This window comes from Flavobacterium sp. (assembly GCF_027484705.1).
Taxonomy (GTDB): domain Bacteria; phylum Bacteroidota; class Bacteroidia; order Flavobacteriales; family Flavobacteriaceae; genus Flavobacterium.
Map to the genome: position 1 here is coordinate 335,285 of NZ_JAIXSL010000016.1, position 13,460 is coordinate 348,744.

Consider the following 13,460-nt stretch of genomic DNA (forward strand, 5'->3'; position numbering starts at 1 on the left):
TGTCAAATTTTGAATTGTCAGCAAATATAATCATTGAGGTTTAAAAGTCATTTAAAATTTAAAATTCATCATTTAAAATTCCTAAATTGGGCGTATGAATTTCCTCGCACACATCTATCTTTCCGGCGACAACGACCTGATCAAAATCGGCAACTTTATGGCGGACGGGATTCGCGGGAAACATTACGAACATTTGCCTGCAGCCATTCAGAAAGGCATTGTTTTGCATCGAGCGATTGATACGTTTACCGATGCACATCCTGAATTCCGTAAAAGCACACACCGGTTGCATGCCAGATACCATCATTACGCTGGCGTGATTGTCGATGTTTTTTACGATCATTTTTTAGCCAAGAACTGGTCGGAATATTCTGATGAAAAACTCGAGGATTTTGTATCGCGCTTTTATAAATCGCTTGAAATTCACTACGAACATTTAACCGACAAAACCAAAGGCTTGATGCCTTATATGATCGAGCATAACTGGCTAGTAAACTATCAATACGAACAAGGCATCGCGCGGATTTTATACCAAATGGACCGTCGCACCAATAATGTCTCTAAAATGCAATATTCAGTCGAAGAATTAAAGGAATTTTATGAAGATTTCGAATCGGAATTTAAAACGTTCTTCGTCAATTTGAAAGTACATGTCGATCAAAAACTATTGGAGTTATGAAATTGAAGTTACTATTCATTCTCCTTGCCTTCATTGGCTTTACTTCTATTCTTCTAGCACAACAAGGCTTGATAGCTTCAAAAGCGATGGTGGTTTCTGCCCGCGAAGAAGCCTCTCAAATCGGCGTTAACATCATGAAAAGAGGCGGTAACGCGTTTGATGCTATGGTCGCTACGGAATTGGCTTTAGCGGTCGCTTATCCGTATGCGGGAAATATTGCCGGTGGCGGATTTATGGTCTATCGCTTAAATAATGGCGAAACCGGCGCGTTGGATTATCGTGAAAAAGCTCCGATGCAAGCGAGTAAGAATATGTATCTCGACAAAAACAACGAAGTGATCCCAAACCTTAGTGTCAATGGAGCTATGGCGGTTGGTGTTCCCGGAACGATTGCCGGAATTTTTGCCGTTCATGAGAAATTCGGAAAACTTTCGATGCAAGAAATTATGCAGCCTGTGATCGCTTTAGCAAAAAAAGGAATTGTTGTCACTGCAAGGCAACTGAAACAAATTCAAAACAACCAAAAAGACATTATTGCGGTTAGTGGCAACCAGACTTTGTATGCGAAGCCATATAAAATTGGCGACACGATCAAATATCCGGCGCTCGCCAATACTTTGGAACGCATCCTAAAAAACGGCAAAGACGAATTCTACAAAGGCGAAACTGCTCAAAAAATAGTAGCCTTTCTTCAGCAAAAAGGCGGCATTATTTCTCCGGAAGATTTATCGAAGTATGAAGCCGTGTGGCGCAAACCCGTTATTTTTAAGTATAAGGATTTAAAGATCATATCGATGTCGCCGCCTTCTTCTGGTGGTATTACATTGCAACAAATCATGATGATGATTGAACCGTATCCGTTAGCAAAATACGGGCACAACAGCGAAAAATACATCCAATTGTTGACCGAAGCCGAACGTCGTGCTTATGCCGATAGAAACTATTTTTTAGGCGATCCATATTTTATTTCGATTCCTAAAAATCAAATGGTTAGCGAAAACTACCTAAAACAAAGAATGAAAAATTTCAATTGGAAACAAGCCACCAAATCCTCTGAAATTTCGCATGGCAACATTACGATTTCTGAAAGCAATGAAACGACCCATTATTCTATTGTAGATGCCGAAGGAAATGCCATTGCAGCGACCACAACTTTGAACGGCGCTTACGGTTCGAAATTATATTCTGACGAACTGGGTTTTTTCTTCAACAACCAAATGGACGATTTCAGTGCAAAACCAGGCGTTCCTAATTCCTACGGTTTGGTCGGTGCGGAAGCCAACAGCATTGCGCCGCAAAAAAGGATGCTGAGTTCCATGACGCCCACCATCGTAGAGAAAAATGGAAAATTCTTTATGGCTTTAGGTTCGCCGGGCGGTTCTACAATCATCACTTCGGTATTGCAAACGATATTGAATGTATCAGAATTTAAAATGAACATGCAGCAAGCGGTCAGCGCGCCGAGATTCCACCACCAATGGTTGCCTGATGAAATATTGTTCGAGCCTAATTGCTTTGCTCCAAATTTATTGTTCAATCTTCGCAAAAAAGGCTATTTTACCAATGAAAAGAGCGCGCCGGTGATCGGAAAAGTCGATGCTATTTTAAAATGGCCTGACGGAAAATTTGAAGGCGGCGCAGACCCAAGAGGCGATGATACTGCAAAAGGATTTTAATTATGACATTTATTACCGAATTAGAAAACGTTTTCAAGGAAAATAGTTCGCGCGAACTGGCCATTCCTATGGAAAATTACATGAAGAACCATTTTCAGTTCTACGGCATCAAAACTGATCAAAGGCGCTTGTTGTTTCACGAGGTTTGGAAAGCCAATCATGAAGAAGTCAAGCAAAATTCCCGTGAGATTGCCTTACAATTGTATACGTTTCCGCAACGCGAAATGCATTATTGCGGCATAGAAATCCTGATCAAAAACCTCAAGAAAAACTTTCAGAAAGACGACATTCATCTGATTGAAAAACTCATCACAACGCATTCCTGGTGGGATTCTGTCGACACGATTTCCAAGTTTATTTTAGGCCAATATTTACTAGAATTTCCTGAGCAAACCAAAAGCGTCATCAAACGATTTTCGGATTCCCAAAATATGTGGCTCAACCGCGCGGCGATTTTATTTCAATTGGGCTACAAACAGAAAACCGACGCAAAATTTCTTTTCGATGAATGCGTCAAACATTCCCATTCCAAAGAATTTTTCCTCCAGAAAGCCATTGGTTGGGCGTTGCGCGAATACGGAAGATTTTATCCAGAAGCCGTCAAAACCTTTGTGACACAAAACCAATTAAAGCCGTTAAGTGCAAAAGAAGCCTTAAAAAATATTTCGTAAAGTCAATTTAGTCGTAAATTAGCCGTTTCTTCAAAACACAATGGTTAAAAAACTCATTCTCAAAATTGAAAGCATCATTGCCTGGTCACAAACCAAACTGACCAACAAGCAGTTCATTTTCCTGTCGAGTGTTTTGGTCGGGATTTCTGCGGCGTTTGCGGTGATCATCCTGAAATCGTTTGCCCATAAGGTGTTCTCGATTGCCACTTCCGTGAATGGCATCCTCAAATTGAGTTTCATCAATAGTATTCTGCCCATCGTTGGGATTCTGCTTACCGTTTTTGTCGTCAAGAAATTACTCGGCGGCTCGATCGAAAAAGGTACTTCACAAATTCTTTACGCCGTCGCAAAAAAAGCAAGTATCATCCCGAGAAAACAAATGTATGCGCAAATCGTCACGAGTTCCTTAACCGTTGGTCTTGGCGGTTCCGCAGGTTTGGAAAGCCCGATTGTCATTACCGGAGCAGCTTTCGGATCGAATTACGCACAACGTTACAAACTAAGCTATAAAGACAGAACACTTCTGATTGGTTGTGGCGTCGCAGCCGGAATTGCAGCAGCGTTCAACGCACCCATAGCCGGAGTTTTGTTTGCCATCGAAGTATTGCTTGTCGATGTGAGCATTTCCGCTTTCACACCCATCATGATTGCAGCAGCTACAGGCGCTTTGGTTTCGGCAATTACTTTAGACGAGACGGTTTTATTAACTTTCAACCAAGAACAATCGTTCAATTACCACAATATTCCTTATTACGTTTTATTGGGATTGTTTACGGGTTTTATTGCGGTGTATTATTCGAGAAACTTTCAACGTGTTGAACATTTCTTTACACGGCTTCGTTTCAAACCTTACAAAAAAGCATTATTTGGCGCTTCAATTTTAGCGGTCATCATTTTTGTGTTTCCGACGCTTTTTGGCGAAGGTTACGAAAGCATCAGAACTTTATCCGAAAGCGATCCCGGGCAATTGCTTGAAAATACCTTGTTCAGCAGTTTCAGACACAACACTTGGGCCTTGATTATTTTCATCGGGCTCACGATGATGCTCAAAGTTTTTGCTACGGGAATTACGCTCGGAAGCGGCGGAAATGGAGGGAACTTCGCTCCTTCTCTATTCTTAGGTTCGTACGCAGGTTTCTTTTTTTCCAAAACTTTAAACACCATTGGTCTTACACATTTGCCGATTAGTAATTTTACTTTAGTCGGCATGGCGGGAATTCTAAGCGGATTATTCCATGCGCCTTTGACCGCGATTTTCCTCATTGCTGAAATTACCGGCGGTTACGATCTGATGATTCCGCTGATGATGGTCTCTTCGATTAGTTTTGCCATTTCAAAAAAATTCGAAAAACATTCCTTAGACGTCAAAAATCTCGCGCGAAAAGGACAAGCTTTTACCAACAATAAAGACACAAATATCCTTTCCACGCTGGAAACCGAACAGATCATCCAAACCGATTATCTCACGATCACGTTAGACGCAAATTTAGAGAAACTTGTCGATCTGATTTCACATTCCAACCAAGTGATTTTTGCCGTCATTGACAAAGACAAAAAACTGCTGGGCATCGTGCATTTCAATGACATACGTGAGATTATCTTCAGCAATTTCAAAGTCAAATATACGCCCGTAGAAGAAGTCATGATTCCGCCCATCGATATCGTTTACCCGACCGACAACATGGAAACCGTCATGGAAAAATTCGAAAAGACGCAGGTCAATTACTTGCCGGTTTTAAAGAACGGGAAATACTACGGCTTCATTTCCAAAGCCAATGCGCTTGAAGCTTATCGCGAAAAATTGAGAGCGATGACTATTGAGTAATTGATAATTGATAATTTGCTCCGCTACGCTCCGCACAATTCGGCTGCGCCTCGGGTGATAATTGATAATTGATAATTGATAATTGATAATTGGAAAACAGGGGTTCGTTGTAGTTTATTGCCCTAGCCCAGATGGAAACGGTTATCCTTTTGCGGCGGCGTTCGACGCAAAAGATAAGAGTGTACAGCTGGATTAAGCTCCTGAAAAATATTAATTGTTAATTTATTGATCGTTCTCTTTTAATTATCAATTATCAATTGTCAATTATCAATTGAAAACCTACCTTTGCGTTTTGCCAAAAAATCATGCTAGATACCGAAAATACGATAGAAGTCTTAGGCGCACGCGTCCACAATCTCAAGAACATTGACATCTCGATTCCGAGGGAAAAACTCGTGGTGATTACCGGACTTTCTGGTTCGGGAAAATCATCGTTGGCTTTCGATACGATTTACGCCGAAGGACAACGCCGCTACGTAGAAACTTTCTCTGCCTACGCAAGACAATTCCTCGGCGGATTGGAACGCCCGGACGTAGACAAAATCGACGGATTGTCACCAGTCATCGCCATTGAGCAAAAAACAACAAGTAAAAGCCCGCGTTCTACCGTTGGGACAATTACAGAAATATACGATTTCCTGCGATTGCTCTACGCACGTGCCGCCGACGCCTACAGTTACAACACCAATGAAAAAATGGTGTCGTATTCCGATGACCAGATTAAGGAGCTGATCACTGAAAATTTTATAGGAAAACGTATCAATATTTTAGCGCCCGTGATTCGCGCCAGAAAAGGGCATTATGGCGAATTGTTCCAGCAGATTGCCAAACAAGGTTTCCTCAAAGTGCGCATCAACGGCGAGATTAAAGACATCACGCCGGGCATGAAACTCGACCGCTACAAAACCCATGACATCGAGATTGTGATTGACAGAATGTTGGTGGAAGCTACTGCCGAAAATGAAAAACGCCTTGCCGAAAGCATCCAAACTGCGATGCATCATGGCGAAAACATCTTAATGATTTTAGAACATGATTCGCAGGAAATACGCTTTTTCAGCAGGAATTTAATGTGCCCGACTACGGGAATTTCGTATCAGAATCCGGAGCCTAATTTGTTTTCGTTCAATTCTCCCAAAGGCGCCTGCGACCATTGCAACGGTTTGGGTACGATCAATGAAATCAATATTAAAAAGATCATCCCAAACCCGAAACTGTCTATCAAAAATGGCGGTTTCGCTCCGCTTGGCGAATACAAAAGTTCCTGGATTTTCAAACAACTCGAAATCATAGGCGAGAAATTCAACTTCAAGATTACCGATCCGATCGAAAAAATTTCCGAAGAAGCGATGGAAATCATCCTTCATGGCGGCAAGGAAAAATTCGCGGTCGAATCCAAAACGATGGGCATCACCAAAGAATATAAAATTGAGTTCGAAGGCATTTCGCATTTCATCAAAAACCAACACGACGAAAGCGGCTCGACGAGCATCAAACGTTGGGCGAAGGAATTTATGGATGAAGTGACTTGTCCGGTTTGTGAAGGCTCAAGGCTTAAAAAAGAATCGCTGTATTTTCGAATTAATGAAAAAAACATCAATGATTTATCGGCGATGGACATTTCAGATTTAACTAATTGGTTCGACAAACTCGAAAAATCGTTGTCCGAAAAACAAAAGCAAATTGCGACGGAAGTCATCAAAGAAATCAAAGACCGTTTGCACTTTTTAGTCAATGTCGGCTTGGATTATTTATCGATCAACCGAAGTTCCAAATCGCTTTCCGGCGGCGAAGCGCAACGTATTCGTTTGGCTACGCAAATCGGCTCGCAACTAGTTGGGGTTTTATACATTTTAGACGAACCTAGCATCGGTTTGCACCAACGAGACAACGAAAAACTGATTCGTTCACTCGAACAACTGCGCGATATTGGCAATTCCGTAATTGTTGTGGAGCACGACAAAGACATGATTGAACGCGCCGATTACGTGATTGATATTGGCCCACGCGCCGGAAAATACGGTGGCGAAATCATCAGCATCGGAACGCCAGCCGAAACTTTAAAACACCATACGCTGACCGCGCAATACATGAACGGAGAGCGTAAAATAGAAATCCCGAAAAAACGACGTGAAGGCAACGGAAAATTCCTAAAACTTTCAGGAGCCACGGGAAACAACCTCAAAAACGTTTCAATCAACCTGCCGTTAGGGAAAATGATTTGCGTGACAGGCGTTTCGGGAAGCGGAAAATCGACGTTGATTAATGAGACTTTATATCCGATTCTGAATGAATTTTATTTCAACGGCGTCAAGAAACCAAAACCGTACAAAAAAATCGAAGGTTTGGAACATATCGATAAAGTGATCGACATTGACCAAAGCCCGATTGGACGAACGCCGCGTTCTAATCCTGCGACTTATACTGAAGTGTTTTCTGAAATCCGGACTTTGTTTACGATGACTTCGGAAAGCATGATTCGTGGTTATAAAGCCGGACGTTTCAGTTTCAATGTCAAAGGCGGGCGTTGCGAAACCTGTGAAGGCTCCGGTGTGCGCACCATCGAAATGAATTTCCTTCCCGATGTGTATGTGGAATGTGAAACTTGCCAAGGCAAACGATTCAACAGGGAAACTTTGGAAATCCGATATAAAGGCAAATCGATTTCTGATGTGTTGAATATGACCGTCGATGAAGCGGTTCCTTTTTTTGAAAACATTCCGAAAATTCATCGCAAGATTAAAACAATTCAGGATGTCGGTTTGGGCTACATTACCCTCGGACAGCAAAGCACAACGCTTTCGGGCGGTGAAGCGCAACGCATCAAACTCGCTGGGGAATTGTCTAAAAAAGATACCGGAAATACGTTTTACATTCTCGACGAACCTACAACAGGTTTGCATTTCGAAGACATCCGCGTACTCATGGAAGTCATCAACAAACTCGTCGATAAAGGCAACACGATCCTAATCATCGAACATAATATGGACGTCATCAAACTTGCGGATTATATCATCGATATTGGCCCGGAAGGCGGAAAAGGCGGCGGAACTGTTGTGGCTGAAGGCACCCCGGAAGAAGTGGCTAAAAATAAGAAAAGTTATACGGCGGCGTTTTTGAAAAAAGAGCTATAATAAAAATTAGCCACGGATTTGACGGATTAGGCGCATTGCCGTTTTTAGGGTTATTGAAAATGACCGGAATAAAAATTCATTGTGGATTGTTTGAAAAAGGAATTACTTTTTTAAGTTTACTGCATGAAAAACGTTTACTTATTTCTCTCGTTGCTTTTATCCCCAATTTTATGGGCACAAGCCCCAACCCTTGAATGGACAAAGTGTTTAGGCGGCTCGAGTCCGGAAGAAGCACTGTCAGTCCAGATTACTCCTGACGGCGGCTGCATTATTTTAGGCGACACATCTTCAAATGATGGCGATATTTCCGATACGCCGGGTTATATCGATTTTTGGGTTGTAAAACTTGATGCACAAGGCAATATCACTTGGGAAAAAACTTTAGGAAGTAACAATACCGATTATCCCGGAAGCATCATACTCAGTAATGACGGCGGTTATGTGATAACCGGAACAGTCGGGAGTTGCAATGGCGATGTTGTTTGTGAGGATAACAATGACAGCCTTTGGGTGATGAAACTCAATGGCTCAGGAATCCTGCAATGGCAAAAAACTTACGGAATAAATTACGGCATTGACATCCAGAACACGGCGGATGGCGGTTATGTGATCGCTGGAAAGACTAATGTCAATAGTGGAGATTGTGATGCCATCGTCCTAAAAGTAGATTCGAATGGCAACCAACAATGGTTGAAGATTTTTGGAGGGAATTACGAGCAAGAAGCCTTAAGCGTCATGCAGACCAACGAAGGCGAATATCTGGTAGCTTTTATGGACCGCCAAATGTCTTCTTTTGACACTACAATCTTAAAATTAGAGGCTAATGGGGATTTGATTTGGCAAAAAAACATCGGTGGCGCTTTGGGCGATAGGATTTATGACATGCGGATTGCCGCAGACGGAAACTGTATTTTAGCAGGCCATAGCAATACTGATGATGCATGGCTGATCAAGACCACTCCCAATGGTGAAATGCTCTGGCAAAAAACTTATGGTGGCTCAAACACCGACCTTGTCAAAAGCGTCGCCGCTTTACCTGATGGCGGTTTTATAGCTTCGGGCTTCACGGGTTCTAATAATGACGGTGACATTATCGGACCGCACCCAAATGATGATGCATGGCTCTTTAGGGTGGATGCAGAAGGGAATTTACTATGGCAGAAATATATAGGTGCAATGGGTATTGACCTGTTTAACGATATACGGCAAACGCCAGACCATGGCTTTTTGGCCGTAGGCTATTCGACTTCCGATATGCTTGAAGGTGGCGGTGTAAATCACGATTCTGACGATTTTCTTGTGGCTAAGTTCTCTGCTGAAATGCTCGCCAACAATACTTTTGAAATGCCCGTGACCTCGGTATTTCCAAATCCGGTGGGTTCGGTTTTAAATTTTTCTTTGATTCCCGGTAGTGATGCAAAATCCATCAAGATATACAACACTTTAGGGCAGCTCGTTAAGTCGCAAAATGGAAGTAATATTGCTGCGGTTGATGTTTCGGATTTAACCTCTGGAGTATACAATCTGGTACTTGATGAAGGAAATGCGAGCGAAGTAATCAAATTTTTAAAAAAATAACTACTTTAGCACACGCTTCTCGATTAACGCGGAAGCCCTAGCCCAGATAGCAACGACATCCTTTTGTGCCGGCGTTTACTTCGTCAGTTCGCCAAGGCTCGGGTGGCGCAAAAGATATAGTGAATAGCTGGAATAGCTACTAAAAATAATTAAAACACCATAATTGTCAATGATCCATTGTCAATTATCAATTATCAATTAAAAACATGAGATTACAAGATTTTGACAATGACGAGGATAAAGTGATTCAGGACAAACTGAAACAAAAAACGTGGAATGAGATCCGCACCAACGACAGCTGGGCGATTTTCAAGATTATGGCGGAGTTTGTCAATGGTTATGAAAGTATGGGCCGTATCGGGCCGTGTGTTTCGATTTTCGGTTCGGCGCGCACGCAACCTGATGATCCGTATTATCTTTTGGCTGAAAAAATTGCGTTCAAAATCAGCAAGGCTGGTTATGGCGTCATTACCGGCGGTGGCCCCGGAATTATGGAAGCGAGCAACAAAGGCGCGCATTTCGGTGGTGGAACTTCGGTAGGTTTGAACATTGAGTTGCCTTTTGAGCAACATTACAATCCGTATATCGACCGCGATAAGAATCTGAATTTTGATTATTTCTTTGTGCGCAAAGTGATGTTCGTCAAATATTCGCAAGGGTTTGTCGTGATGCCGGGCGGTTTCGGAACTTTAGACGAAATGTTTGAGGCGATGACGTTGATTCAGACTAAGAAAATTGCTAAGTTTCCTATCATTTTGGTTGGAACTGCTTTTTGGGCAGGATTGATTGATTGGGTCAAAACGGTTTTGGTGGAACGCGAAAAAACCGTCAGCGAAAAAGACCTTGATCTGTTTAAAATCGTAGATACGGAAGACGAAGTGCTTGACGTGCTGGATAAATTCTACAAAAAATACGACTTGAGTCCCAATTTTTAGCGCTATTCTGCGTTTGATTTCGTTATGAACATCCTAATTCTGAACCTTTATAATTGAAATCATACTTTAAATTCTTATGGTACTGCTTGTTGTTGCTGGCTTCGTGCCGGCAATACGCACAGCATATATCAAAGCTCAACGCAAAGCTTGACGTGAAAACGAATACGCTTCTGGTAAGTCAGGAACTCACCTATTTCAATCAGACCAACGACACTATCAGTACTTTGGTGCTCAACGATTGGAATAACGCCTATTCCTATAAGAATTCGCTTCTAGGCCGGAGGTTTTCGGATGAATTTGTGCGTGCTTTTCATTTTGCTAGTGAAAAAGAATTGGGCGGTACCAATAACGTAGTGATTTTAGATACCCAAAATGCTGCATTATCGTGGCGGCGTTCGGAAAACCAAGTCGATTTGATTGAAATTCCACTTCCTGAAAAGTTGCTGCCTTTCCAAAAGAAAAACCTTCATCTCACCTATTACGTTAAAATTCCAAGCGACCGTTTTACGCGGTATGGCTATACCGACAAAAAAGGTTTTATCTTAAAACAATGGTATTTGAGTCCGGCGCGTTATGAAAACCATCAGTTCGCGAAGTATAGCAATGCCGATTTGGATGATGCCGCGAACGGATTGTGCGATTATGAACTTGCGATTGAAATTCCTAACGAGTATGATTTGAATTCTGATTTGAATGAAATCAGTAAAGTGAAAAGCGGTGAAGTTACCAAACTCATTTTAAGCGGAAAACAACGCACGGATTTCAGTTTATACATCGAACCAAAATCAAAATTTTACAGTTATAAAAACGATCAGGTAGAAGTTGTTACAAATTTGAAAGACAACAACTTAAACGATATTCAAAAAGCATTGTTGATTGATCGGATTGTAGGCTACGTGAATGAAAATATCGGTAAATATCCTTACGAAAAAATCACTGTTTCCGAAGTCGATTACGAACGCAATCCATATTACGGGCTCAACCAATTGCCTTCGTTCATCAATGTGTTTCAGGACGAATTTGTCTACGAACTCAAGTTCCTCAAAACCTATCTCAACAATTATCTTAAGAATGCTATGCACCTCGATCCTAGAAAAGACCAATGGATTTACGACGGGATTCAAGTGTATACGATGATGAATTATATTGATGAATTTCGTCCGGAGATGAAGATGATGGGCGGTTTATCGAAGCTCAAATTGCTTAAAAGCTTCAACATCATCAATCAGGATTTCAATGAGCAATACAGCTATTATTACCTGCTGATGGCGCGCAAAAACCTTGACCAGCCACTCGGCAATTCAAAAGAAACCTTGATCCGTTTCAATGAAAAAATCGCTTCCAAATACCGCGCAGGATTAAGTCTGAAATATCTTGACCGCTTTTTGAATGACTCCATCGTACCCAAATCAATCCGCAATTTTTACACTTTGAATACGGAACAATTGCGCTCCTCAAAAGACTTTGAATCCTTATTGAAACAGCAAACGCCCAAAGACATCGACTGGTTTTTCAAAACAATCATCGACACGCGCGACATTGTAGATTATACGTTTGGGAAAGCTTCAAAAACCCAAGACAGCGTTACGTTCACGATCAAAAACAAAACGGGAACCAACGTGCCGATTCCGGTTTACGGCATCAAAAACAAAAAAATCATCTTCAAGAAATGGTTTGAAAACATCAGCAAAGACAGCACTTTCACGATTGAAAGACAAGGCGCTGACAAACTCGTTTTGAATTATGAGAATGAAGTGCCCGAATTCAACCGCCGCAACAACTGGAAATCGCTGCACAGCTTTTTAGGCAACGACCGTCCGTATAAATTCAACTTTTTTAAAGATTTGGAAAACCCAGACTACAATCAGATTGTTTTCGTACCGTCGATCACTTACAATTACTACGATGGTTTGGCGCCGGGCTTGCGTTTTCACAATAAAACCTTGCTGGCCAAGCCTTTCAATTATGATGTGAATCCGGTTTATTCGCCAAATACGGGTTCTTTACGTGGTACATCATCAGTCGCTTTCAGCCAGTATATCCGAGACAGCCGTTTGTATTACGTGAGATATGGATTGAACGGTTCCCATTTCAATTATGCTCCTGATGCTTCGTATTTTAAAATCAATCCGAGCATCACATTAAATATTCGCGATAACGATTTCAGAAAAAACGACCGTCAGGCATTGCTTTTTAGATATAATATTGTGCAGAAGCAGGAAACGAAATACATCGTTGACAATAAATTGGAGGATTACTCAGTGTTTAGTTTCAAATACATCAACAGCAAGCAGGAATTGGTGAATACTTTTAGTTACCTGACCGATACACAACTTTCCAGTTCTTTTGGGAAATTGTCAGGTGAAATCCAATACAGAAGATTGTTCAACAACAACCGTCAGATTAATTTGAGGTTGTATGCCGGATCATTTTTATACAACAAATCCAATAATAACAATACTTTCGATTTCGGATTGTCGGGTGTCAACGATTACCTTTTTGAACAAGAATTGCTCGGAAGATCGGAGAAAAGCGGCATTTTCAGCCAGCAGTTTATCATGGGCGAAGGCGGATTTAAGTCGAAAATAATGCCGGCTAACGTCAATAAATGGCTCGTGACTACCAATGCGAGTTTCAACGTTTGGAACTGGATTGAAGTCTACGGCGATTTAGGATTGGTCAAAAACAGCGATATTGCAGAAAAATGGGTGTATGACAGCGGGATCCGATTGAATCTTGTCCCTGATTATTTTGAATTTTATTTTCCCGTCTACTCCAACAATGGCTGGGAAATTACGCAATCGCAATACAGCCAAAAAATCAGGATTGTGTTCACTCTAGACCCAAAAGTTTTAGTGAATTTGTTTACAAGAAAATGGTTTTAAGAATTAAATCTGTGTTGATTTATCAATCAATCTAAATTTTCTTTGCATTATAACCAATACAGGCTTGAAATTCCATT

The 13,460-nt window shown here is 41.5% G+C and carries 8 protein-coding genes; all 8 read left to right on the top strand.

Annotation, left to right across the window (positions count from 1 at the left end; translation table 11 throughout):
• The first annotated feature begins 94 nt into the window (after window positions 1-94).
• The 8 genes from Q0058_RS10160 to Q0058_RS10195 all read left to right on the top strand — a co-directional run bounded on the left by Q0058_RS10160 (window position 95) and on the right by Q0058_RS10195 (window position 13,383).
• Window positions 95-679, top strand: coding sequence for an acyl carrier protein phosphodiesterase (locus tag Q0058_RS10160; protein ID WP_298223518.1), 585 nt, complete (start codon window positions 95-97; stop codon window positions 677-679).
• The gene (gene ggt, locus Q0058_RS10165; protein ID WP_298223520.1) at window positions 676-2,355 is read left to right on the top strand and encodes a gamma-glutamyltransferase; all 1,680 of its coding nucleotides are present in this window, start codon (window positions 676-678) and stop codon (window positions 2,353-2,355) included. Before Q0058_RS10160 ends, ggt begins: the two co-directional genes overlap by 4 nt.
• 2 nt (window positions 2,356-2,357) lie before the next feature.
• A complete protein-coding gene (locus Q0058_RS10170) occupies window positions 2,358-3,026 on the top strand; it encodes a DNA alkylation repair protein (protein WP_298223522.1) in 669 nt (222 codons plus the stop codon).
• 40 nt (window positions 3,027-3,066) lie between these two features.
• The gene (locus tag Q0058_RS10175) at window positions 3,067-4,851 is read left to right on the top strand and encodes a chloride channel protein (protein WP_298223524.1); all 1,785 of its coding nucleotides are present in this window, start codon (window positions 3,067-3,069) and stop codon (window positions 4,849-4,851) included.
• A gap of 305 nt (window positions 4,852-5,156) precedes the next feature.
• Window positions 5,157-7,985, top strand: coding sequence for an excinuclease ABC subunit UvrA (gene uvrA, locus Q0058_RS10180; protein WP_298223526.1), 2,829 nt, complete (start codon window positions 5,157-5,159; stop codon window positions 7,983-7,985).
• Between the two features lie 123 nt (window positions 7,986-8,108).
• Window positions 8,109-9,563 carry a T9SS type A sorting domain-containing protein gene (locus Q0058_RS10185; RefSeq protein WP_298223528.1) on the top strand — a complete coding sequence of 485 codons (1,455 nt, stop codon included), beginning with the start codon at window positions 8,109-8,111 and terminating at the stop codon, window positions 9,561-9,563.
• Between the two features lie 206 nt (window positions 9,564-9,769).
• Window positions 9,770-10,498, top strand: coding sequence for a TIGR00730 family Rossman fold protein (locus Q0058_RS10190; RefSeq protein ID WP_298223531.1), 729 nt, complete (start codon window positions 9,770-9,772; stop codon window positions 10,496-10,498).
• A 53-nt stretch (window positions 10,499-10,551) separates the two neighbouring features.
• A complete protein-coding gene (locus Q0058_RS10195; protein WP_298223533.1) occupies window positions 10,552-13,383 on the top strand; it encodes an aminopeptidase in 2,832 nt (943 codons plus the stop codon).
• The last annotated feature ends 77 nt before the right edge of the window (window positions 13,384-13,460 follow it).

Coding starts and splice junctions, on each gene's coding strand:
- Q0058_RS10160 (WP_298223518.1), top strand. CDS start 95: ATGAATTTCCTCGCACACATCTATCTTTCCGGCGACAACGACCTGATC.
- ggt (WP_298223520.1), top strand. CDS start 676: ATGAAATTGAAGTTACTATTCATTCTCCTTGCCTTCATTGGCTTTACT.
- Q0058_RS10170 (WP_298223522.1), top strand. CDS start 2,358: ATGACATTTATTACCGAATTAGAAAACGTTTTCAAGGAAAATAGTTCG.
- Q0058_RS10175 (WP_298223524.1), top strand. CDS start 3,067: ATGGTTAAAAAACTCATTCTCAAAATTGAAAGCATCATTGCCTGGTCA.
- uvrA (WP_298223526.1), top strand. CDS start 5,157: ATGCTAGATACCGAAAATACGATAGAAGTCTTAGGCGCACGCGTCCAC.
- Q0058_RS10185 (WP_298223528.1), top strand. CDS start 8,109: ATGAAAAACGTTTACTTATTTCTCTCGTTGCTTTTATCCCCAATTTTA.
- Q0058_RS10190 (WP_298223531.1), top strand. CDS start 9,770: ATGAGATTACAAGATTTTGACAATGACGAGGATAAAGTGATTCAGGAC.